Source organism: Brevundimonas sp. G8, assembly GCF_902506205.1.
Lineage (GTDB): Bacteria > Pseudomonadota > Alphaproteobacteria > Caulobacterales > Caulobacteraceae > Brevundimonas.
The window spans coordinates 686,076-708,574 of record NZ_LR732816.1; the positions used below are offsets into that span (position 1 = coordinate 686,076).

Sequence of the window (22,499 nt, forward strand, 5' to 3'; positions counted from 1 at the left end):
ACCTGACACCAAGCCAATGTCATGTCAACCTGACTTTTTGTCAGGCGCGCCCCACATTCATCCGTTGCTTTTCCAGACGCGCTTCAGGGGTTAGACTTGCCCCATGTCCGCCGCCCCGCGCATCGCCCCGTCGGCCCTGTTCACACCTCAGGAGTGGGCGCCGTTCCAGACCCGTTCGGCCTGGGCCGGCCCGCTTCTGGTTATGCATTGCTGGGCCGTGATCGCGCTGGCGGTCGTCGCGGGCGTCCTGATCCCCTGGCTGATCCCGCTGTGCATCATGATCGTCGGCACGCGTCAGCTAGGCCTGGCCATATTGATGCACGAGGCGGCCCATGGGGGCCTGTCGAAGTCGCCCCGCCTGAACGATTTTCTCGGCCACTGGCTGTGCGCCGTGCCGATCGGCGCCAGCCTGAAGGCCTATCGCCCCTATCACCTGACCCACCACCGCTTCGCCCAGCAGGCCGAGGATCCCGACCTGATGCTGTCGGCGCCCTTCCCGGTCACGCCCGCCTCGCTGCGCCGCAAGCTGATCCGCGACCTGACCGGCCAGACCTTCTTCAAGCAGCGGGTGCTGCTGCCGCTGAAGCAAGCGCGCTCGAGCAGCCCGACGGGCGATAGCGCAAAAGGAATGAGCGATAGCGCCCATGACTATGAGTCGATCGTCACCGGCCGATCCGTCCTGCCCTTCCTCGTCTTCAACGCCGTCCTGCTGGCGGGCTTCATCGTCGCCGGGGTCTGGTGGGCATTCTTCGCCCTGTGGCTTCTGCCGATGGCGACCTGGTTTCCGATGGTGACGCGCCTGAGGAACATCGCCGAACACGCCTGCGTCGAGGGCTCGGCCGACGATCCCTTCCGCGCCGCTCGCACCACCCGCGCCGCCTGGTGGGAGCGCGCCTTCATCGCGCCCTACTGGGTCAACTTCCACGCAGAGCATCACCTGTTCATGCATGTGCCGTGCTGGAAGCTGCCGCGTCTGCACCGCGCCATCCACGCCCGACCCCAGGCCCATGCGATGGAGGTCGCGCCTGGCTATGCCAGCGTGCTCAAGGCCGTCACCCGCCAGCCTGAATGACCATCCTCGATCCCGCCGCCTTCATCCGCGCCAACACGCGGCTTCAACCCGTACCGCATGCGCCGGAGATTTCGTTGTGGCTGGCGGACGAGATCACGCCGATCTGGCGGCTGACGGAGGAGGAGTTGGGAGAAATGGGCGTGCCGCCGCCCTTCTGGGCCTTCGCCTGGGCGGGCGGACAGGCGCTCAGCCGCTATATCCTGGATCACCCGCATGAAGTCGCCGGAAAGCGGGTGCTGGATTTCGCCGCCGGCTCGGGCCTGGTCGGCGTGGCGGCGATGCAGGCGGGGGCGACATCGGTCCTGTGCGCCGACATCGATCCGTTCTGCCGGGCGGCTGTGGCCGCCAATGCGCGGGCCAACGGCGTGACGCTGGACTTCACCCAGACCAACCTGCTGGACGCCGCCCCGCCGGATGTCGAGGTCATCTGCGCGGGCGACATCTGCTACGAACGGCCCATGACCGACGCCGTCCTGGCCTGGCTGGCCCAGGCCCGGGCGCAGGGGACGCGCGTCCTGATCGGCGATCCGGGACGCACCTATTTCCCGCGCACGGGCCTGGATTTCCTGGCGGAATACCGCGTCCCGACCTCGCGCGAGCTGGAGGACCAGGAGATCAAGCGGTCCTCCGTCTGGGCCATGCCTTAAGCTGTTTGGCCGTTGTGCCGCCCCTCGCCGAACTCCTCGATCATCTTGGCGTTGAAGGCGGGAATGTCATCGGGGCAGCGGCTGGTGACCAGGCCCTGATCCACCACCACTTCTTCGTTGACCACATTGGCCCCGGCGTTCTTCAGGTCGGTGCGGATGCTCTCGAACGCCGTCAGGGTGCGCCCCTCGACCACCCCCGCCTCGATCAGCAGCCAGGGCGCGTGACAGATGGCGGCGACCGGCTTGCCCGCATCGAAGAAGGCCCGCACGAACGCCACCGCATCCGCATCGGCCCGCAGCAGGTCCGGATTGGCCACCCCGCCCGGCAGCAACAGGGCGGAGTATGACGCCGCATCCACCGCCGCCACCGCCTTGTCCGCCGTCACCTTGTCGCCCGGCGTCAGATGATCGAAGCCCTGGAAGTCGCCGGCCTTCAGCGACACGATCTCGATCACGGCGCCCGCATCCTTCAGCGCCTTCATCGGTTCATTCAGTTCGATCAACTCGACGCCGTCGGTCGCCAGGATGGCGACGGTCTTGCCGGAAAGGGATTGGGCCATGAGACATGCTCCGTATTTGAAAAGGGTTCGGCGCAGTGAACCCGTGACAAGTCAAAGGGTTGCGGCTCCGCTTGGCGCGACCTTCCCGCGTCCCCACATCCCCTCCATGCGACGCATCCTGACCCTGACGGCCCTGCTGGCGGCGACCGCGACGCCCGCCCTGGCCCAGACCTATCCCCAGCCCGGCCGGCCCTATCCGACCTATCCGGGCGGCGTTCCTGCGGCCATCGCCGACCAGCACCGCTATGAGAACGACCGCCTGCGCGCCCAATCCCAGTCCAACGCGAACGAGGCCCGCCAGCAGCAGGTCGAGACCCAGCTTCGTCTGGGCGCCATCGAATCCGCGCGCGAACCGGCGGCGTCCTACGCCCTGCCGCCCCGCCCCCTTTACAGCCCCGAGCAGGAGCGGGCCTTGCGCCAGTCCGCCACCGAACGCCGCCAGCAGACGGCCCAGGGCATGAGCCAGATCGACGACTGGCTGAACCGTCCCCAATGAAGCGTCACCCTGACGCATCCCTTCCCTTGCCCCTGCGTTCCGGCCTAGCTTAGGGGCGATCAGGCGGAGAACGACACATGCGCTGGCAGGGCGGACGACAGGGCGGCGGCGGCGTCGAGGATCGGCGCGGAATGGGCGGCGGGGCCATCGCAGGCGGCGGCCTGGGCGTGGGCGTCCTGGCCATCATCGGCTACCTCGTCTTCGGCATCGACCCCTCGACCACGACCCAGCTGGCCAGCCAGTTCGGCGGCGTCGGCGCGGAACAGCAGCAGGGCCAGGTCGGCACGCCGCGCGACGAAGCCGGCCAGTTCGTCGACGTCATCGGCGGCAACATCAACGATGTCTGGGCGCAAAAGCTGAAAGGCTATCAGCGGCCCAACGTGGTGATCTACGAACAGGGCACCCAGACCGGCTGCGGCATGGGCCAGTCCGCCATGGGCCCCTTCTATTGCCCGACCGACAAGACCGTCTATCTGGACCTCGGTTTTTGGCAGGAGATGGAGACCCAGTTGGGCGCATCGGGCGCCGACTTCGCCCGCGCCTATGTCATCGCCCACGAGTTCGGCCACCACATCCAGACCCTGACCGGGACCTCGGAACAGGTCCGCAAGGCCCAGCAGCGCGCCAGCGGTCAGGGCGAGGCCAACCGCTATTCCGTCGCGCTGGAGCTTCAGGCCGACTGCTACGCCGGCGTCTGGGCCAAGAACGCCTCGGCCGTCTCGAACGGTGAAGTCGCCCTCGACGCTGGCGAGTTCGCTGAAGGCATGAAGACCGCCCAGGCCATCGGCGACGACACCCTGCAACGGCGCGGCGGCGGACGGGTCTCGCCCGAAAGCTTCACCCACGGCTCCTCGGCCCAGCGGGTCGAATGGCTGCAACGCGGTTATCAGTCGGGCGACCCTGCGTCGTGCGACACCTTTAGCGGCGCCTGATCGCCCCTTTTCCCGACAACGATTGATTGACTGACGATGCATGATCGCGCCGGCCAAACGGCTCGCCCCGAAGACCTGATCGACCTCAACGCCCTGCTCGGCGCTTATGAGGCCATGCGGCCGGACATGACGGACCCAATGCAGCGGGTGGTGTTCGGCACCTCGGGCCACCGGGGATCCAGCCTGGACGGCGCCTTCAACGAAGCGCACATCCTGGCGATCGCCCAAGCCGTCGCCGAATACCGGGCGGCCCAGGGCGTCGACGGCCCGCTGTTTCTCGGTCGCGACACCCACGGCCTGTCCGAGCCCGCCTTCCGCACCACGCTGGAGGTGTTGATCGCCAATGGGGTCGAGGTGCTGATCGACGCCCGCGACGGCTTCACCCCCACCCCCGCCGTGTCGCACGCCATCCTGACCTACAACCGCGCAAACAGCCGCCAGGCCGACGGCGTCCTGATCACCCCGTCGCACAATCCGCCCCGCGACGGCGGCATCAAATACAATCCCCCCTCTGGCGGCCCGGCCGGAGGCGAGGCCACGTCCGCCATCGCCGCCCGCGCCAACGCCCTGATCGAAGGCGGGCTGACCGGGGTCCGTCGCATTCCGTTCGCCCAGGCCCATGCGGCGGCCGGCCGGTTCGACTACCTTGCCGCCTATATCGACGACCTGCCCAGCGTTCTGGATCTGGACGCCATTCGAAACGCCGGGGTCCGCATCGGCGCCGACCCGCTGGGCGGCGCGGCCGTCGCCTATTGGGGCGAGATCGCCACGCGCCACCGGCTGAATCTGACCGTGGTCAACGACGCCGTCGATCCGCGCTGGGCCTTCATGCCGCTGGACGCCGACGGCAAGATTCGCATGGACTGTTCGTCGCCGTGCGCCATGGCCGGTCTGATCGGCATGATGAAGGGCGGCTCGGCCTACGACGTCGCCTTCGGCAACGACGCCGACGCCGATCGCCACGGCATCGTCACCCCCGACGCCGGACTGATGAACCCCAACCATTTCCTGGCCGCCGCCATCGCCTATCTGTTCGCCAATCGACCCGGCTGGGGTGCTGACGTGGCGGTGGGCAAGACCCTGGTCTCGTCGTCGATGATCGACCGCGTCGTCGCCGGCCTGGGCCGCCGCCTGCTGGAAGTCCCCGTCGGCTTCAAGCATTTCGTGCCCGGCCTGCTGGATGGAACCGTCGGCTTCGGCGGCGAGGAATCGGCCGGCGCCGCCTTCCTGCGCCACGACGGCACGGTCTGGACCACCGACAAGGACGGATTGTTGCTGTGCCTGCTGGCCGCCGAGATCCAGGCCCGCACGGGCCAGAGCGCCAGCCAGCTCTATGCCGGCCTGACCGACCAGTACGGCGCGCCCGTCTATGCCCGCGTCGACGCCCCGGCGAACCGCACGCAGAAGGCCCGCCTCGCCGCCCTCAGCCCCTCGGACATCACCGCCACCACCCTGGCCGGCCAGCCGATCACCGACATCCTGACCAAGGCCCCCGGCAACGGCGAGGCCATCGGCGGCCTCAAGGTCGTCACCGCCGACGCCTGGTTCGCCGCCCGCCCCTCGGGCACCGAGGACGTCTACAAGATCTACGCCGAATCCTTCCTCGGCCCCGACCATCTGGCGACCGTCCAGGCCGAGGCCAGGGCCGTGGTGGCGACGGCGCTGGCGGGCTAGATCAGGCCCTCGACCCACGCCCTCAACGGATTGGCGGGATCGGACAGCAGCTTGATCACCATGCCGATGCAGATCACGACCAGCAGCGGCCGGATCAGCTTGGGTCCGAACCGCATGGCCGCGTGCGACCCCAGCCAACCGCCCAGCACCTGGCCTACCGCCATGATCAGACCGATGGCCCACAGCACATGGCCGCCGATGGCGAACACCACAACGGACACCAGATTGCTGGAGAAGTTCAGCGCCTTGGTATGGGCCGTGGCGCGGGTCAGCCCCATCCCCATCAGGGTCACCAGGGCCAGGGCGAAGAAGGACCCCGCGCCAGGACCGAAGAAGCCGTCATAGAAGCCGATCCCGCCCGCCACGGCCCCGAAGGCGAAGGGCGTCAGCCGCGCATGGACATCCTCGTCGCTGGCCTTGGGTCCGACCAGGAAATAGACCGCGATCCCCGCCAGCAGCAGCGGCAACAGCACCATCAGCCAGGTCGCATCGACGAAACTGACCACCACCGCGCCCAGGGCGGCGCCGATGACCGTGGCGATCAACGGCCATTTCAGCAGGGCGAAATCGATCCTCCCCTTGCGCCAGAAGGTCCAGGTCGCAGACGCCGTGCCGAAACTGCCCTGGATCTTGTTGGTGGCGATGGCCGCCACTGGATTGACCCCCACCGCCAGCAGCACCGGCACGGTGATCAGGCCGCCGCCCCCGGCGATGGCGTCCACGAACCCCGCCGCCACGGCCGCAGCGAACAACAAGACGATGATTTCCGGGGCGAACTCGATCATGGCGCGGACCTAGGCCGTTGTTCGCCGCCGATCCAGCCCCGATGTCTTCAGGCCCCGACCGTGATCTCCATCGGCCGCTCGACGAACAGGCCCGGCCCGCCCAGGTCCAGCGCCAGACGCCGGTTCTCGAACGCCGCCATCCCCACCAGCGCCTTGGGGAAGCCCGGCACGGCGACGTCGTCGTATATGGCCACCGCCGCCTGGCGATACAGTTCGTCGCCGATCGTCAGGGTGCGGACGATCACCGTCTCGGCTCCCACCACGCCGCCCAGGACGATGCTCTGGCCGGCCGTCCGTTCGCGCCCATCCAGCAAGCCCGCCGCCTGCGCCGTCTCGCGCGTCACGGCCAGCACCGCCGAGGCGCCGGTGTCGATCACCGCATTGACCGTCGCCCCCTCGACCGTGATCGCCGCCTGCAGCGCCTTGCCCGCCCGGGTCACGGTTATGGGCGCCAGCGACGGCGGCGGCGTCCAGCCTTCGCGCGCCAGGAACCGCATCCGATGTTCGGCCGTATCCAGCTCCAGCACCAGCTCGCGCAGCACGTCCTGACCCAGGATCAGCGCAGCCCCCAACCCCTGCTCACCCGCTAATGGCCCCAGCCCCAGGATCGCCGCCCGCAACCCGTCCAGCCGCAGGCCGCCTACCGCCCCCCCGATGGCGACATCCAACGTCGTCCCGCGCCCCACCTGCGCATCCCCGCCGACGCCATAGGCCACCATCGGAATATTGAAGACGTTGGTCAGCCCCAGCGTCTCGACCAGCGACCGATCGATCACCGAATACTGCGCCCCGGAATCGATCAGCGCCCGCACCGGCTTGCCGTTGACCGTCACCTCCACCGTCGGCGTCGCCGCCCGAGGCTCGGCATAGGCCAGCCAGCCGGTCGATCCGCCCGCCGCAAAGACGACCGTCGGCCCCTTCCACACCACATGGTCGCGCAGCCACCAGGCCCCGCCCACACCACCGGCGACCAGCCCCAGCCGGATCAGAAGATCGCGTCGTCTCATCGCCCAGACATGGACCGTCGCGACGACCGGCGCCAGCGGAGGAATGGTCGCAACGCCCCTTCCCCCTCCCTCTCCGTCATCCTCGCCCTCGTGGCGAGGATCCAGACTCCCGGTCTTCCCGCAGCCCGCACTACCGTCATGCACCGGGAGTCTGGATCCCAGGGACAAGCCCTGGGATGACGGGCTTGAGCAATGGAGGCATGAAATTGTCACCCGCACCTCCATTTACCGCCCATCACGCGCCAAGCCCGCCACAACTGTGCAAAACCCGACAAAATCATCCCTGATGCGGGCAGAAACCGGATGACGCCGCCGCCCCGTCTGGCTACGACCTCAACCATTATGAGCACCTCCAGCGCCCGCTACATCTCGACCCGAGGCCCAGTTTCGAACCTGGCGCCCGACACCGATTTCGCCGACGCCCTGCTGCGTGGCATCGCCCCCGACGGCGGCCTCTATATGCCGACCGCCTGGCCGAGCCTGTCGCCCGAAACCTGGACCGGCGCGGCCGACTACAAATCCATCGCGCTCCAGGCCATCGCCCCCTTCATCGGCGACGCCCTGCCCGCTGGCGCCCTGGATCGCGCTCTGGACCGACTGACCGCCGGCTTCGACCATCCGCTGATCACGCCCCTGGTCGAGCTGGAGCCCGGCCTGTTCGTGCTGGAGCTGTTCCACGGCCCGACCGCCGCCTTCAAGGACCTGGCGATGCAGCTGGTCGCCAGCCTGACGGACGAGGCCCTGGCCGCCTCGGGCGAGCGCCTGACCATACTGACCGCCACGTCCGGCGACACCGGGGCCGCCGCCGTGCGCGCCTTCGCCGGCGCGAAATCCGTCGATCTGGTCGTGCTCCACCCGCTGGACCGCGTCTCGCCGATCCAGCGCAAGCAGATGACGACGGTCGAGGCCGACAACGTTCTGAACCTGGCCGTGCGCGGCGATTTCGACGACTGCCAGCGCCTGGTGAAAAGCCTGCTGGCGGACGAAAACCTGCGCGCACGCGGTCGCCTGTCTTCGGTCAATTCGATCAACTGGGCGCGTCTGGCGGGCCAGATCCCCTATTACGTCTCCGCCACCGCCCAACTGGGCGAGGCCGCCACCTTCGTCGTTCCGACCGGCAACTTCGGCGACGCCTTCGCCGGCATCGCCGCCACCAAGATGGGCCTGCCGTGCTACGGCTTCGTCGCCGCCGTGAACCAGAACGACGCCCTGGCCCGCGCCATCAACGACGGCCTCTATTCGCGCCGTCCGGCGGTCGAAAGCGGCAGCGTCTCCATGGACGTCCAGGCCCCCTCCAACTTCGAGCGCCTGGTGTTCGAGGCGACCGGCCGCGACGCCGAGGCCACCCGCACCGTGTTCGAGACCTTCGCCCGCGACGGCGCCGTCGCCTTCGATCCCGACCTCCTGGCGGCCTTGCGCGCCCAAGTCTCGGCCATCTCAGTCGACGAGACCGAAACCCGCGCCGAGATCGCCCACGCCTACGAGGCCTGGGGCCGCGTCGTCTGCCCGCACACGGCCGTGGCCCTCGCCGCCGCCCGTCGTCAGGACCGCTCCAAAGGCCCCGTCGTCGCCCTGTCCACCGCCCACCCGTCCAAGTTCGGGGCCTTCGTCTCCGACGTCCTGGGCTTCCAACCCGAACCCGCAAACGTCATCGCCGCCCTGGGCGACAAGCCCGAGCGGTTGACGGTGATCGATGGAACGATGGAGGCCGCCTTGTCCGCGATCCAACACCGGGCGACAGCGCTTTAACCAAGCCTATGCACCGCGCCTTAGGTTGCGATCCGCCAGACATGGGACGCAACCACGAGGTGAGTCATGATCCGAACGGATAGGAAAGCTTTCGGCGTCGCCGCTGCGTTTGCGGCCGCATTTTATTTCTTTTGCTTGAAGAACGGCCTGCTCTTCCTTCCGGTCCTTTTCAAGAGCTTTGACAAGCTGGTTATCTGGCTGGCGCTGGGCGCAGCCGGCTACGTCATCCTGTTCGCCGGAGCGCATTTCGCCATGCGCCGCCTTAAGTTCGGCGGGCGGGGCGCCTATGCCTTGGCAGGGGGCGTGTCGCTGGCGATCATGTTCACTCTGCTTGATCTGACGGCCGCAATCGACGCCTTCCGAGAGGGCTATGGGTTGGTGCGAGTGATAGCGCCTGGCATTTTGGGAGCGATCTTCGGCTTCCTCTACGCCTATCGCGCTGGCTGGGATCAGCCGGATGACATCGAGGGTCTCGCCGACAGGGTTGCATCGACTTCGGGAGATCGGTCTTCACCCGCTTTGGTCGAAACTGGCGTCACGAAATATTTCGACGGCCCCGTTCAGGTGCGGACGTCCGTTCCGATCATGTTGCTGGCGGCCTTGTTCGGCTCAATCCTGATGGCCGTCGCCACTGTGCTCAGCAAGGCGGGGTGGGAGACGCTTATGCTACCCGAGCGAGCACTGGGCCCCGTGTTGCAACATGGAACAAATGCGATCCTGGCTTACTCGCTTGAGGCGACCATGCTCGGCATCATCACGATTTTACCGATGACAGTCATGATCTGCGCCGGCCACTACGCGCTGCGAGGCCTCGGAAAGACGAGTCCTGTTGCATTCTTCGTCGTGGGCCTCACAGCGCCGATCCTGTTCACCATTTTCACGCTTGGCATGTTTATGGTTATTGGCGTGTCGCTCATTATTCCAATGGGAATAGCGATGGTCGTTTACAGACACATGGCGGGCCTAGAACCTCGCCCTGTTCGCGAGGATATTCTCGCCAAGGATCACAGAAACCTGGTCGGGGCCGACCACCCGCGTCGCCGCTTTGGTCGCGTCATCCGGTAAGCCGGCCCCTTTAGTTTATTAGCGACGGCCGCCGCGGGTCAGCATGCCCAGCAGCATCAGGCCGACGCCGGCGACCGACAGGGTGGTGACCAGCGGACGCTTGCGCGCTTCGGCGGCGACGGTGCGGGCCTTGTCGCGGTAATCGGCGGGCACCTTGTCCACCAGACGATCGACCGAATCCATGGCCTTGCCGAAGGTTTCAAGCGAGCGACCCTTGGCGTCGTTATAGGCGCCTTCGACCTGCATCTTCTGGTCGCCGACAAGGTTGCCGAAAGCCTTTTGCGCCTTGCCTTGGGCTTGCGAGGCGGCGCCGTTGATTTGTTCGTCGGTCATGGTGTCATCCTTGGGGAGAGAGCGGCGATCTCGCCGTTGCTGCATCAAAAGCCCGGTTACGCTTTCGGTTCCAGCGACCTGCCGACGCAGGGGCATCCGATCCTCTCCTTCCCCGCCCGGGGAGGGTGGTCGCGCAGCGACCGGGTGGGGCGGCCCGGCAATGGGGCCCTCCGCCTCTCCGTCATCCTCGGGCTCGACCCGAGGATCAAATGTGGATCGGGCTGTGCGTCACACTTGGCGCAAAGCGGCCCAACGCCCGCCCCTCGGGTCAAGCCCGAGGGTGACGAGCCGAGGGAGTTGCTGACATACTGGGGCGCGCAAATCGCTGTTTTAACAGCCACCTACACGCCGCCACCGTCATTCGACCATACAGCCCCTGAAACCGTGAGACACTGTCCCTCCGGTCTTTGACATCGCCGCAACGCCTAATTGCATCTTCTTGCACTTTGCACGCCTTTTCCGGGTGCAGTGCAATTTCTAGATTGAGACAAAGTGCACACTTTGCACCCTGTTTTTTCGCCCGTCTGCAGATGACGAAGTGCACACATTGCACTGTGTTTTTCGCGCCCGCCTTACGCCGGCTCCACCGCCCGCCAGTGGTCCATTCGGCGCAGGAAGACCGCCGGATCCTTGGGCGTCACCAGGTTGGCCGGGTCGTGGAAGATCCGGTCGTGCAGCCGCGTCACCGTGAACCGCAGCGCCGCCGCCTCGCCCAACCGGGGCAGGGCCGACCTCTCCGCCGCGCTCAGCGGCCGAACGGTCTCGTATCCGCGCTGGAAGGCTGCCAGGGCTTCGGGGATCGCCTGCCCTTCGGCATCGAACCCCCAGGCCGACAGGGCGATGGCCAAGTCATAGGCGAAGGCGCCGGTGCAGCCGAAATAGAAGTCGATCACCGCCGAAACGGCGCTGTTCTCGAACAGGATGTTGTCGGGGAAATAGTCGGCATGGATCGCCCCGCTCGGCAAATCATCCGTAAACGGATCACCCAATCGCGCCAGCGCCGCCTCGACCCGGTCCAGCAACGCCCGATCCTCGACTGACGCCCTCGCCGCGCGCCCCGCACACCGATCCGCCAGCCTGCACCACATGGCCGGCCCGACCGGGTTGTTGCGTTCCAGTTCGAAATCAGCCGCCATCAGATGCAGCCGCGCCAGAACCGCGCCCGCCGCCGCCTGATCGGCCGACGACGGCGAGCGCAGCCAGGCGCCGATCTTCCATTCGATCACCGCCGCCGCCCGCCCGTTCAGCCGCCCCAGCCAGCCGCCCGTCCGGTTCTCGATGGGCGTGGGACAGGCAAAGCCGCGCGACGCCAGATGCGCCGTCAGCCCCAGGCAGAACGGCAGCGACGCCTCGTCCGTCCGTCCCTCGAACAGGGTCAGGACGAACCGCCCCAGGGTCGTATTCAGCCGATAGTTGGTGTTCTCCACCCCCTCGGCGATGGCCGTCAGTTCGACCACCTCGCCGATGTCGTATGCGGACAGGAAGGCCTCGGCCTGGGCCAGGGAAACGGGGGTGAAGACGGCCATGGGTCTAGTTTAGGCCTGCATCGGCGCGGCGCGCACGCACGATTTCGGCCAGGTCCGCCATGATGCTCTCGGTGGTGGCCCAGCGCCCGGCGCCCCGGCCCCGGCAACGCCACACCCGGCCGTCGGCGCCGTAAACCTTCAGCGCATTGCCCTCGCCGCGCAGGTTGGAGAACAGCGGATCGCCGTGGTCGGCGTTCAGCGACACCGAGGGGCTGATGACCCCGTCCTTCAGGTGGGCGGCGCCGATCTGGCGCACCCCGCCCTCGGCCGAGGTGGCCTCGGTCAGGTGGTCGCGCGGCACCTCGCCATCGGGTGAGCGGCCGAACGCCTCGTGGCACAGCAGCCGCACCTTGGCGGCCGCATCCAGCCCCTCCAGATCCGACGACGGATCCTCTTCCGCAAAGCCCGCCGCCCGCGCATCAGCCAAGGCCTCGTTGAAGGCCGCGCCGTCGCCCAGCCGCTCCAGCATGAAGTTGACCGTGCCGTTCAGCACCGCCTCGAACCCGACCACCTCGCCGGCCGCGCGCGCCGCGCGCACCGTCTCGATCATCGGCGATCCGCCCCCGACCGAGGCCGACCAGAAGATGCGACGGCCGTGCGCCTGGGCCAGGGCCTGAAGCCCGCCCGGATCGCGGGCGACCGCCTGCTTGTTGGCGCTGGCCACGTCGCAGCCGGCCTCCAGCGCGGCGCGGATCACCGCATGACCCGCCTCGCCTTCCGACAGGGCCTCCAGCACGATGTCGGGCTTCTTCGCCCACAGGTCTTCGGCGTTGGCGGTGAACAGCGAGGCTGGACAGGCCACGTCGCGCGCCTTATTCGGATCGCGCACCAGCACCCCGACCACGTCATAGCGCGGATCGGCCAGCAGCCGCCCCAGCACCCCGCCGCCGACCACGCCGCAGCCCGCGACCGCAACCTTCAGCGGCGGCAGGGCGGGCGCAGGTCCAGGCGGCGCCGACTTGTCGCCGATGACCGTGCCGTCGCCCCGGTCCAGCGCCGCGACCTCGATCTCGACCCCCCGGCTTTCGCCCAGGTCGATGGCGTCGTGCTGAACCAGCGCCCCGCCCAGCTTGCGCGCCACGTCCCAGGACGCGCGGCGATAGCGCAGGGCCGGGGCCGTATTGTCGTTGGGATCGTGGTCGTACAGGCCGTCCACATCCTTGACCAACCGCACCCGCTTCAGCCCCAGTTCGGCCGCCAGGAAGACCGCCGTCAGGTCCGATCCACCCCGCCCCAACAGGGCGACCTTGCCGTCGGGCCGCACCGCGCCGAAGCCCGGCACCACCACCACCTCGTGCCTATCGAGCGCCTGTTTCAGCTGATCGGGCCGCAGGCCGCAGGGCCGCGAATGCTCCGGCTCGCCCTCCGCCACGATGCCCAGTTCGCGCACCGACAGGGCGCAGGCGTCCAAGCCGATCCGGTCGCAGGCGATGGCCACCAGGGCCGCCGACTTCTCCTCGCCCAGAGCCACATAGCCGGGCAGCAGGTCGTTGGAATGGGCCAGGCCCAGGGCCCGCGCCTCGCCCAGAAGCCGGTCGGTCGCCCCGCCGAAGGCCGAGACCACCGCCACCACCTTTCGACCGGCCCGCACATGGCCATAGACGGCCGAGGCGACCAGCGGCGCCTCCGCCGGGCTGCGCAGGATGGAAGAACCGAACTTCAGCACCACCACTTCGGGGACGAGCTGACTGCTGGGATCGAGGCTCTCGGATTTCTCTACGACGGCGAGGGTGGCGGACATCAGGGTTCTCGGAAAAGTCGGGATGGGGTGGGGTGAAATAGAAAAACCCCGCCAGGCGGACCGGGCGGGGTTCGGGTTCTGCGGTTGCCGGGGTTCGGCGCGCTAAACTCGTCCCGCCCGTGAGGGCATGGTGATGGTGGTGGTGGTCGTGCCGCCAATAATCGCGCCGCCGAGGGTCATGCCAAAACGCGTCGCGGCGAGGCCGGCGACGGTGGAAAGTTCGGCGATGATCGAGCGCTGTTGCACAGGGCGGGTCCGGCTGAAATCTGAGCCTAGGGTGATCGGACCGCCCCCATCCTGTCAAGCGGCGATGGATGATTTTTTCACGACAGGCCGCTTTTCGCTCATTTCACACCCGCCTGCCTCACGCCACAGCCGCTAATGGCATGAATTTTCCGCTTGACCGGCGCCCACTGTTTGATCAACGTAAAGTCACTCATCAAGACCAGCCGAGGGATTAGGCCCTTTGACGCTGGGGCAACCATCGGGTCTCACAACTCGAAACGGTGCCAACTCCTGCGAGATCCTTCGGGATCGCGAGAGATGAGTGGAGCATCGGCGATACGACGCTCCACGATCTGTCACCGCATCGAGCCTTGCTGAGCGAGAACGATGCGGAACGACGATGACACTGGCTGAAACCTCCCTGTTCGAAGACCCCGACTGTCGCACCACGACAGCCAAGCCGCTCGCCCGTGAACGCGGCGGCGCTCGCGACGTCATCGTGCCCATTCCCGCCGACTTCCGGCTGGCCTCGGGCGAACGGCTGAACCAGCCCAATATCGTCGGCCGCCTGCACGGCCGGATCGGCGCGCCCGTCGTCGTCGTCGCCGGCGGCATTTCGGCCGGCCGTTTCGTCCACCGCACCGAGACAAACGGCCTGGGCTGGTGGTCGGGCGCCGTGTCGGTGCGCGGGCCCATCGACCTGAGCCGCTTCCAGGTTCTGGCTGTCGACTTCGCCCCCGGCGCCGAGTTCCTGGAAACCCCCGTCACCATCACCACTCACGATCAGGCCCGCCTGCTGGCCCTGGTGCTGACCCATCTGAAGATCGAGCGCGTCTCCGCCTTCGTCGGCTGCTCCTACGGCGGCATGGTCGGCCTGGCCTTCGCCGAACTGTTCCCCGACTGGGCCGAGCAGTTGATCGTCGTCTCGGCCGCCCACCGCGCCCATCCCCAGGCCACGGCCTGGCGCGGCATTCAGCGCCGCATCCTTCAGTTCGCCGTCGCCGCCGGCCGCCCCGAGGAAGGCGTCGCCCTGGCCCGCGAGCTGGCCATGACCACCTATCGTACGGCCGAAGAGTTCCACGACCGGTTCGAGACCACCGCGCCCCAGGCCGTCGGCGGCGCTTATCCCGTCTGCGACTATCTGACGGCGCGGGGCCAGGCCTACCGCACCCACACCACCCCGGCCCGCTGGCTGTCGATGTCCGACTCGCTGGACCGTCACAGCGTGACGCCCGAAGCCATCACCACCCCCGTCACCCTGATCGGCTTCACCTCCGACCGGCTGGTGCCGATCGACGACATCCGCGAACTGGCCGCGCGGTTGCCCACCCTGTGGCGCTTCGTCGAAGCGCCCTCCCTCTACGGCCACGACGCCTTTCTGAAGGAGGACGCCTTCGTCGGCGACATCCTCCGCGCCGCCTTCAAGGATATCAAAGCATGACCCGCCGTCCCCCCTCTTTGCGTCAGGCCGACCCGCACACCATCGCCGCCCGCACGGGCGTGGATACGGACACGGCCCACGGCGCGGTCATGCCGCCGCTCTATCTGTCGTCGAACTATTCCTTCGCCGGCTTCGAGCAGAAGCGGAAATACGACTATAGCCGCTCGGGCAATCCGACCCGCGACGTCCTGGCCGAGACCCTGACCGAGCTGGAAGGCGGCGCCGGCTGCGTCATCACCGCCACCGGCATGGCCGCCGTCGACCTGCCCTTGACCCTGCTGGAGCCGGGCGACCTGCTGATCGCACCGCACGACTGTTACGGCGGCACCTGTCGCCTGCTGAACGCCCGCGCGAAGAAGGGTCATTTCGAACTGCTGCTGGTCGATCAGGGCGATCCCGTCGCCTTCGAGGCCGCGCTTGCTCTGAAGCCCAAGCTGGTTCTGGTCGAGACGCCGTCCAACCCCCTGCTGCGTCTGGTCGATGTCGCCGACATCTGCACCCGCGCCCATGCGGCCGGCGCCAAGGTCGTCTGCGACAACACCTTCCTGTCGCCCGCGCTTCAGAACCCGATCAAGCTGGGCGCCGACTTCGTCGTCCACTCGACCACCAAGTTCATCAACGGCCATTCGGACGTGGTCGGCGGCGCCGTCATCTCGGCCGACGCCGAGGATCATCAGACCCTGGCCTGGTGGGCCAACTGCACCGGGGTGACCGGCTCGCCGTTCGATGCCTATCTGACCCTGCGCGGCGTGCGTACCCTGTTCGCCCGCATCGAGCGGCAACAGGCCACGGCCGGCAAGATCGCCGAACTCTTGGACGCCCACCCGGCCGTGAAGGTCGTCCACTATCCCGGCCTGAAGTCCCACCCCAACCACGCCCTGGTCGCCGCCCAGCAGGCCGGCCCCGGCGCCATGCTCAGCTTCGAGCTGGAAGGCGGGACCGAGGCCGTGCGTGACCTGGTCGAGGCGCTGGAGATCTTCACCCTGGCCGAGTCCCTGGGCGGCGTCGAAAGCCTGATCGCCCACCCCGCCACCATGACCCACGCCGCCATGACCCCGGAACAGCGCGCCACCGCCGGCATCGGGGATGGTTTGGTGCGCCTGTCGGTCGGGCTGGAGCATGTCGAGGATCTGATTGCCGACCTGTTCCCCGCGCTGGACGTCGTCGTCCCGGCGAAGGCGCAAGCGGCGTAACTTTTTGCTTGCAGGAGGGGCCGAACCGGGGCAAATGCGCCGCCCCGGCCGCGGTCCCTTCGTCTATCGGTTAGGACGTCAGGTTTTCAACCTGAAAAGAGGGGTTCGACTCCCCTAGGGACTGCCACCGGGTTTTTTGATCACGGACCGTCGAGCGATCGCTCCGAGCCCGGATTAAGATTTCAGTAACCATTTTGTTCGGAACCGGGCAGTAAGCCTTTCGATTCATGGACTTTTTTCGGACGTACTCAGGAACTATCCACAGGGACTGTGGTTAACCCACCGTTAGCACGGCGCAGAAGCGCCTCTTCCTCCCGCACCGAGACATTCATGTTTATCGCCATCGCCCGCCCGGCGGTGGAGCCCCAAGGCCCCGACGCCGTCGCCGTCCCCGGCTCTCCCGCCATCGCCGAACTGTCGCCCCGCGCCCTGCATGCGCGCCTTCTCGAAAACGCCGCCCTGCGCAGACTGCGGGGGCAGGAACGTCGCCGCGAACAGCGGATGGACGACGCCGATTACTGGCTTCACGCCGCCCCCATCGCCGTCAGGAAGGCCTGCGCCCTGCGCGAAGAGCGCAGTTTCGCTCCCTTGCCTTAATCAGCGCAGTTCGGGCGTCCGACGCCGCAGAGAGGCCTTCAGCTTCTCAAGCTTCTGTCCCGCCGACTTGGGCCGCACGCGCTTGCGGTGCTCCAGGCCGCCGCCCCACAGGGCATGGACCGGCGCATCCAGATGCGGATGGCGGTCGTGCTGGTGGACGATGGGGCTGAAGCCGCCGTCGGGATTGATCACCTTGCCATCCGCAAAGGTCAGGTCCGCGCCGCGCGTCAGACCCAGGGTCGCCACGCGGCCGTAGTTGGGTCGGATCGACGCGCCGACCAGCCCCTGATGGATCGCCATGTTGAAGCCCGCCTGATCGGCGCCGAAGGCCCCGCCGAACTCCGAACGCGGCGTTGCCGCCAGCGACAGGATCAGTCGCGACAGGCGCGAGACCTCGGCGCGCGGCCCCAGGATCGTGCCGACGCACAGGCAGGCCTTGTCGGCTAAAGACGCCGCGATCCCCTCGCCGAACAGGGCGCGCAGATATTTCATGTTGAAGGCGTGATCGGCCAACGGCGCCTCGGCCTCGACGAAGGCCTCCAGACCCTCGGGCGCCGGCGCGAACGGCGCGGCCTGAAAGATCACGTCGCGCACGTCGCAGGCCAGGGCCGCACCAGGGCGATCCCCCAGCAGACCGGCGAAGGCGACGAACCGCTGCATCACCGGATGCGGCGCCCAGCCACGCCAGACCGGCGCATCGACGGCGACCACATCATGCTGGGCCAGGAAGGCGCGCAGGGCCGGCTCGGCGTCCACGACCAGGGCGACCGGACCGTCGAACACGGCCCTCAGCGACAGGACGAAGGGCGCGATGTCGGCGGCGTCGTATCCGGTGGCGTAGCCGACCACCACGTCGCCGTCCGGCAGGGGCGCGATGCCGCGTCCGACCTCCAGCGCCTGGGCCAGCCAGTCCAGATAGTCTGACCGGACAGCCCCCTGTTTCATGATGTCAGCGGTCGCCCATCAGGTCGGCGAACCGGTCGAAAAGATACAGGCTGTCGGTCGGTCCGGGTGAGGCCTCGGGGTGGTGCTGGACGCTGAAGATCGGCTTGTCCTTGACCGCGATGCCGCAGTTGGTGCCGTCGAACAGGCTGACGTGGGTTTCGGTCACGGCGTCGGGCAGGCTGTCGCGATCCACGGTGAAGCCGTGGTTCATCGACACGATCTCGACCTTGCCGGTGGTCAGGTCCTTGACCGGATGGTTGGCGCCGTGGTGGCCCTGTTCCATCTTCACCGTCCGAGCGCCCAGGGCCAGGGCCAGCATCTGGTGACCCAGGCAGATGCCCATCAGGGGCTTGCCGCTGGCGACCAGTTTCTGGATTTCCGGCACGGCGTATTCGCCGGTCGCGGCCGGATCGCCCGGACCGTTCGACAGAACGACGCCGTCGGGATTGCGGGCCAGAACCTCTTCCGCCGTCGTCGTCGCCGGCACCACGGTGATGCGTGCGCCGGTCGAGGCCAGGGCGCGCAGGATGTTGCGCTTCACGCCATAGTCGATGACCACCACGTCCTTGCGGCCTTCAGTCTTCGGATGACCTTCCGGCCATTCCCACAGGCCCTCGTCCCATTCGAACGCCTGAAGCGTCGAGGCGGGCTTGGCCAGGTCCAGCCCGACCAAGCCGGTCCAGGCCCTGGCCTGGGCGACCAGGGCGTCCAGGTCGAATTCGCCGTTCGGATCATGGGCGATGACCGCGTGGGGCGCGCCCTTGTCGCGGATGATCTTGGTCAGGGCGCGGGTGTCCACCCCGGCCAGGCCCACCACGCCGCGACGCTTCATCCATTCGTCGAAACTGGCGTCCGAACGATAGTTGGCCGGATCGGTCGGCACGTCGCGGAAGATCGCGCCCCGCGCCGAGGTCTCCGAACCGCCGCCGATCTGTTCGATGTCCTCGACATTCGTGCCGGTGTTGCCGACGTGCGGGAAGGTGAAGGCCAGGATCTGGCTCATGTAGGACGGGTCAGTCAGGATTTCCTGATAGCCGGTCATGGCGGTGTTGAAGACCACCTCGCCCAGGGCCGAGCCGGTCGCGCCGACGCCGATCCCCTGCAGGATGGTGCCGTCGGCGAGCGCGAGGACGCCGGTGGCGCCCGGAAGTAGCTTGGTCGTCATGGGCGCGCTCCTAAAACCGAATCCGGCCGATACGAAGGCCGGAGGCAAACGGCGGCGTCGTTAAGCCCTGCCGTCGCCTGGGTCAACGACCATCGGTGATCGAAGCCGGTCCGATCAGCTGGAAAGTCGCCGTCGCCCCGCCCTGGGCGTGCGGCGCCAGCCACACGTCGAACAGGCCCGGCTCGATGCGCCAGGTCTCGTCCGCCCCGATGAAGCCCAGTTGCCGGGGGTTCAGGGTGAAGGTCACCTTCTCGCTCTGGCCTGGACGCAGCGACACCCGCTTGAAGTCCTTCAGCAGCCGCCCCGGCTGGGTCAGACTGGCGACCCGGTCGTGGATATAGAGCTGCACCAGCTCTTCGGCCGCGTGCGATCCGGTGTTGGTCACGGTCACGGCCAAGTCCAGCGTTCCGGCCCACTGGAGCTTGTCGCTTTCCATCTCGATCGGCCCATAGGTGATCGCGCCATAGGTCAGGCCATAGCCGAACGGATAAAGCGCCGTATTGGGCGTCTCGCGATAGCGGGACTTGTACTCCTCGGTCGCCAGATCGGGATTGGCCGGGCGGCCGGTCGTCTTGCGGTCGTAGGAATAGGGTTGCTGGCCCGACTTGTGCGGGAAGCTAACCGGCAGGCGCGCCGACGGGCCGTGATCGCCGAACAGGACGTCGGCGACGGCATGGCCCATCTGTTCGCCGAGGAACCAGGTGACGACGATGGCCTGGGCGTTCTTGACATTGCCTTCCAGCGCCAGGGCCCGGCCGTTGCGCAGCAGGATGACCATGGGCTTGCCCAGGGCCGTCATGGCGTCCACCAGCGCAACCTGCGGCGCAGGCACGACGATCTCGGTGCGCGACTGGGCCTCGCCCGACATATTGGTCGCCTCGCCGATGGCCAGGACGATGACGTCGGCGTCGCGGGCGGCGGCGATGGCCTGGTCGATCCCGCCGTCCAGCGGCGTCTCGACGCCCGAACCACGCGCGATGGTCAGGCGCTGGGGGTCGCTCATGGCTGCACGGAAGCCGGCCTCCAGCGAGACGCGACGCTCGGGCGCGCCCCAGATGGTCCACGGCCCCCAGACATTGTCCACGTCGTCGGCGAACGGGCCGATCAGGGCGATCTTCTGGCTCTTGTTCAGCGGCAGCAGGCCGTTGTCGTTCTTCAGCAGCACGACCGACTTGCGGCCCGCCTCGCGTGACAGTTCGATATGTTCGCGCGCGCCCACCACGGCCTTCTCGCGCACCGGATCGGTGCCGCGATAGGGATCGTCGAACAGGCCCAGGGCCGCCTTGGTGTTCAGGACGCGGCGCACCGCCTCGTCCAGACGCGCCATCGACACCTCGCCCGAGGCGACGAGGCCCGGCAGATGCTCCAGATACAGGCCCGACACCATCGACACATCGACCCCGGCGTTGAACGCCAGGCGCGCGGCGTCGCGGCCGTCCTCGGCGAAGCCGTGCGCCACCAGCTCCTGCTCGGAGGTGTAGTCGGAGACCACGAAGCCCTCGAAGCCCCATTCCCCGCGCAGGATGTCGGTCAGCAGCTTGCGGCTGCCTGACGCCGGCACGCCGTTCACGTCGTTGAAGGCGCTCATGATCGACAGGGCGCCGGCGTCCACCGACGCCTTGAACGGCGGCAGGAAGACACCGCGCAACGTCTGCTCGCTCATGTCGGTGGTGTTGTATTCCATCCCGCCGACGGCGGCGGAATAGGCGGCCATATGTTTGGCGGTGGCCAGGACGGCGTCGCGGTCGTCCAGCCCCTTGTCGCCCTGGAAGCCGCGCACGCGGGCGGCGGCCAGCAGGTTGTTCAGCAGCACGTCCTCGCCGGCGCCCTCGACGTTGCGACCCCAGCGCTGGTCCCGCGCCACGTCCACCATGGGGGCGTAGGTCTGGTGCACGGCCGACGCCGCCGTCTCGATGGCCGCCGCCCGCGCGGTGCGCCGCGCCAGTTCGGTGTCGAAGGCCGCAGCCTCGGCCAGCGGCACGGGGAAGATGGTGGACAGGCCGTGGATCACGTCCGCCGCGAACAGCAGTGGGATCTTCAGCCGGCTTTCCTCCATCGCCACCTGCTGGATCTGGCGGCCCGTCTCGGCGCCGATGCCATTGAACAGGCTGCCGACCTTGCCTTCGCGGATCAGGGCGGTGACGCGCGCGGGGTCCCCCGTGCCGTCCAGCGGGTTGACCGCCGTGGGCATCCAGCGGAACGGGTCGGCCAGCAGGTTCAGCTGCCCCGCCTTCTCCTCGACCGTCATGGCCGCGATCAGATCTTCGATCTTCTGGCGGTGACGCGCGACTGTGCGGGACGCTTGGGCGGATACAGGCATTGGGAACACTCCGGCGCCCATCAGGGCCAAAAGCCCCAGGCCAGACAAGAAATTTCTACGGGAAGCCGCAGGCTTGAGAGGTCGCGTCATTTAAGCTGGCGCTCCTTGCGGGGGACTAATCGAGCAGCGAGAGCGCAGGCCTAGCCCTTCGCGCCCGACGGCTTCAACCCCCGCCGGCCATGTAAATCGATGTAACGCCCCGGTGCGCGGTCACGCCGCGTTTCATGCACGAGCTTCATCCCAGGGCGATATCAAGGAACATCATCCCCACCAGGCCGATCATCAGGCCGATCATCGAGCCCTCGCCCTTGGACTTCTCGCGGGTCTCGGGAATGATCTCGGCGGTGACGACATAGATCATGGCCCCGGCCGCCAGACCCAGACCCCACGGCAGGGCGCCGGGCAGCACATCCACCACGCTGGCCCCGATCAGGCCCCCGACCGGCTCGACCAGCCCCGAGGCCACGGCGGCCAGAAAGGCGGGCCAACGCCCATAGCCCAGGGTCGCCATCGCCGCCGATACCGCCAGACCCTCGGGCATGTTCTGGATGCCGATGCCGATGGCGGTGGACAGGCCCTGATGCATGTCGCCGCCGCCAAAGCTGACGCCCACCGCCGCGCCCTCGGGGAAGTTGTGAAGGGTGATGGCGATGATGAACAGCCAGATGCGCCGCGACAGGTCGCGCGACCCCGCCGGCCCGATGGCCAGCATGTCCACCGGCGCGAACCGGTTCATCAGGCCGATCACCGTCGCCCCGATCAGCACCGCCGCCCCCATGACGCCAGCCGCCGCCGCCTGGCTGGATCCGCCGGCTTGCAGCACGTCCACGCCCGGAATGATCAGCGAGAAGAAGGACGCCGCCAGCATGACCCCGGCGGCGAAGCCCAGCAACGCGCTCTGGGTCTGCACCCCCGCCTTGCGGAAGAACAGCAACGGCACGGCGCCGACCGCGGTCATCATGCCCGCCGCCAGACTGCCGAGACCGCCCGCGGCGATCGGGGAAAGGGATTCCATCATCTGCCTGC

General features: G+C 67.9%; 21 protein-coding genes, 1 tRNA gene and 1 riboswitch. Of the genes, 11 read left to right on the forward strand and 11 right to left on the reverse strand.

What is annotated here, in order from left to right; genetic code table 11:
• Positions 1-103 precede the first annotated feature (103 nt).
• Both CHRYSEO8AT_RS03370 and CHRYSEO8AT_RS03375 read left to right on the forward strand, forming a co-directional pair.
• On the forward strand, positions 104-1,072 hold the full coding sequence (locus CHRYSEO8AT_RS03370; RefSeq protein WP_159846255.1) for a fatty acid desaturase family protein: 969 nt from the start codon (positions 104-106) through the stop codon (positions 1,070-1,072).
• A complete protein-coding gene (locus tag CHRYSEO8AT_RS03375; protein ID WP_159846258.1) occupies positions 1,069-1,719 on the forward strand; it encodes a methyltransferase in 651 nt (216 codons plus the stop codon). The genes CHRYSEO8AT_RS03370 and CHRYSEO8AT_RS03375 overlap by 4 nt, the downstream gene beginning before the upstream one ends.
• On the opposite strand, the gene CHRYSEO8AT_RS03380 is transcribed toward CHRYSEO8AT_RS03375, so the two are convergent.
• Complete coding sequence (locus CHRYSEO8AT_RS03380; RefSeq protein ID WP_159846261.1) at positions 1,716-2,279, reverse strand: type 1 glutamine amidotransferase domain-containing protein; 564 nt, start codon at positions 2,277-2,279, stop codon at positions 1,716-1,718. The two genes, CHRYSEO8AT_RS03375 and CHRYSEO8AT_RS03380, sit on opposite strands and share 4 nt — an antisense overlap.
• 106 nt (positions 2,280-2,385) lie before the next feature.
• On the opposite strand from CHRYSEO8AT_RS03380, the gene CHRYSEO8AT_RS03385 reads away from it, so the two are divergent.
• The 3 genes from CHRYSEO8AT_RS03385 to pgm all read left to right on the forward strand — a co-directional run bounded on the left by CHRYSEO8AT_RS03385 (position 2,386) and on the right by pgm (position 5,381).
• Positions 2,386-2,775 carry a hypothetical protein gene (locus CHRYSEO8AT_RS03385; protein WP_159846264.1) on the forward strand — a complete coding sequence of 130 codons (390 nt, stop codon included), beginning with the start codon at positions 2,386-2,388 and terminating at the stop codon, positions 2,773-2,775.
• Positions 2,776-2,852: 77 nt separating this feature from the next.
• Entirely contained in the window at positions 2,853-3,707 is an 855-nt protein-coding gene (locus tag CHRYSEO8AT_RS03390; RefSeq protein ID WP_159846267.1) for a neutral zinc metallopeptidase, read from the forward strand.
• A 36-nt stretch (positions 3,708-3,743) separates the two neighbouring features.
• Positions 3,744-5,381, forward strand: coding sequence for a phosphoglucomutase (alpha-D-glucose-1,6-bisphosphate-dependent) (gene pgm / locus CHRYSEO8AT_RS03395; RefSeq protein WP_159846270.1), 1,638 nt, complete (start codon positions 3,744-3,746; stop codon positions 5,379-5,381).
• On the opposite strand, the gene CHRYSEO8AT_RS03400 is transcribed toward pgm, so the two are convergent.
• Positions 5,378-6,166 (reverse strand): TSUP family transporter, encoded by a 789-nt coding sequence (locus CHRYSEO8AT_RS03400; RefSeq protein WP_159846272.1) that lies wholly within the window; start codon positions 6,164-6,166, stop codon positions 5,378-5,380. The two genes, pgm and CHRYSEO8AT_RS03400, sit on opposite strands and share 4 nt — an antisense overlap.
• Before the next feature lie 47 nt (positions 6,167-6,213).
• Complete coding sequence (locus tag CHRYSEO8AT_RS03405; protein ID WP_159846274.1) at positions 6,214-7,173, reverse strand: retropepsin-like aspartic protease; 960 nt, start codon at positions 7,171-7,173, stop codon at positions 6,214-6,216.
• Between the two features lie 342 nt (positions 7,174-7,515).
• On the opposite strand from CHRYSEO8AT_RS03405, the gene thrC reads away from it, so the two are divergent.
• Positions 7,516-8,922 carry a threonine synthase gene (gene thrC / locus CHRYSEO8AT_RS03410; protein WP_159846276.1) on the forward strand — a complete coding sequence of 469 codons (1,407 nt, stop codon included), beginning with the start codon at positions 7,516-7,518 and terminating at the stop codon, positions 8,920-8,922.
• A 66-nt stretch (positions 8,923-8,988) separates the two neighbouring features.
• A complete protein-coding gene (locus tag CHRYSEO8AT_RS03415) occupies positions 8,989-9,987 on the forward strand; it encodes a hypothetical protein (RefSeq protein WP_159846278.1) in 999 nt (332 codons plus the stop codon).
• Between the two features lie 18 nt (positions 9,988-10,005).
• Here CHRYSEO8AT_RS03415 and CHRYSEO8AT_RS03420 read toward each other — a convergent pair whose 3' ends face one another.
• The 4 genes from CHRYSEO8AT_RS03420 to CHRYSEO8AT_RS03435 all read right to left on the reverse strand — a co-directional run bounded on the left by CHRYSEO8AT_RS03420 (position 10,006) and on the right by CHRYSEO8AT_RS03435 (position 13,833).
• Positions 10,006-10,320, reverse strand: a complete 315-nt coding sequence (locus tag CHRYSEO8AT_RS03420) for a CsbD family protein (protein WP_135194776.1) — start codon at positions 10,318-10,320, stop codon at positions 10,006-10,008.
• A gap of 572 nt (positions 10,321-10,892) precedes the next feature.
• A complete protein-coding gene (thrB, locus tag CHRYSEO8AT_RS03425; RefSeq protein ID WP_159846280.1) occupies positions 10,893-11,846 on the reverse strand; it encodes a homoserine kinase in 954 nt (317 codons plus the stop codon).
• Positions 11,847-11,850: 4 nt separating this feature from the next.
• On the reverse strand, positions 11,851-13,587 hold the full coding sequence (locus CHRYSEO8AT_RS03430; RefSeq protein WP_159846282.1) for a Gfo/Idh/MocA family oxidoreductase: 1,737 nt from the start codon (positions 13,585-13,587) through the stop codon (positions 11,851-11,853).
• A 102-nt stretch (positions 13,588-13,689) separates the two neighbouring features.
• The gene (locus CHRYSEO8AT_RS03435; protein WP_201304348.1) at positions 13,690-13,833 is read right to left on the reverse strand and encodes a hypothetical protein; all 144 of its coding nucleotides are present in this window, start codon (positions 13,831-13,833) and stop codon (positions 13,690-13,692) included.
• Positions 13,834-14,020: 187 nt separating this feature from the next.
• Positions 14,021-14,137, forward strand: a riboswitch (SAM riboswitch).
• A 75-nt stretch (positions 14,138-14,212) separates the two neighbouring features.
• Between CHRYSEO8AT_RS03435 and CHRYSEO8AT_RS03440 the strand changes: the two genes are divergently transcribed.
• The 4 genes from CHRYSEO8AT_RS03440 to CHRYSEO8AT_RS03455 all read left to right on the forward strand — a co-directional run bounded on the left by CHRYSEO8AT_RS03440 (position 14,213) and on the right by CHRYSEO8AT_RS03455 (position 17,043).
• Positions 14,213-15,253: a homoserine O-succinyltransferase gene (locus CHRYSEO8AT_RS03440; protein WP_159846284.1), complete on the forward strand. Its 1,041-nt coding sequence runs from the start codon at positions 14,213-14,215 to the stop codon at positions 15,251-15,253.
• Positions 15,250-16,446, forward strand: a complete 1,197-nt coding sequence (metB, locus tag CHRYSEO8AT_RS03445) for a cystathionine gamma-synthase (RefSeq protein WP_159846286.1) — start codon at positions 15,250-15,252, stop codon at positions 16,444-16,446. The genes CHRYSEO8AT_RS03440 and metB overlap by 4 nt, the downstream gene beginning before the upstream one ends.
• 52 nt (positions 16,447-16,498) lie before the next feature.
• Positions 16,499-16,573 (forward strand) — tRNA-Glu (locus CHRYSEO8AT_RS03450).
• A 203-nt stretch (positions 16,574-16,776) separates the two neighbouring features.
• Positions 16,777-17,043 carry a hypothetical protein gene (locus CHRYSEO8AT_RS03455; RefSeq protein WP_159846288.1) on the forward strand — a complete coding sequence of 89 codons (267 nt, stop codon included), beginning with the start codon at positions 16,777-16,779 and terminating at the stop codon, positions 17,041-17,043.
• On the opposite strand, the gene CHRYSEO8AT_RS03460 is transcribed toward CHRYSEO8AT_RS03455, so the two are convergent.
• The 4 genes from CHRYSEO8AT_RS03460 to CHRYSEO8AT_RS03475 form a co-directional block, all read right to left on the reverse strand.
• Positions 17,044-17,988: a hypothetical protein gene (locus CHRYSEO8AT_RS03460; RefSeq protein ID WP_159846290.1), complete on the reverse strand. Its 945-nt coding sequence runs from the start codon at positions 17,986-17,988 to the stop codon at positions 17,044-17,046. It abuts the gene before it with no gap.
• 4 nt (positions 17,989-17,992) lie between these two features.
• Positions 17,993-19,153 (reverse strand): glutamine-hydrolyzing carbamoyl-phosphate synthase small subunit, encoded by a 1,161-nt coding sequence (gene carA / locus CHRYSEO8AT_RS03465; RefSeq protein ID WP_159846303.1) that lies wholly within the window; start codon positions 19,151-19,153, stop codon positions 17,993-17,995.
• An 82-nt stretch (positions 19,154-19,235) separates the two neighbouring features.
• Positions 19,236-21,473: a glycoside hydrolase family 3 N-terminal domain-containing protein gene (locus tag CHRYSEO8AT_RS03470; protein WP_159846306.1), complete on the reverse strand. Its 2,238-nt coding sequence runs from the start codon at positions 21,471-21,473 to the stop codon at positions 19,236-19,238.
• 235 nt (positions 21,474-21,708) lie between these two features.
• Positions 21,709-22,488: a ZIP family metal transporter gene (locus CHRYSEO8AT_RS03475; protein WP_236547408.1), complete on the reverse strand. Its 780-nt coding sequence runs from the start codon at positions 22,486-22,488 to the stop codon at positions 21,709-21,711.
• Positions 22,489-22,499 lie beyond the last annotated feature (11 nt).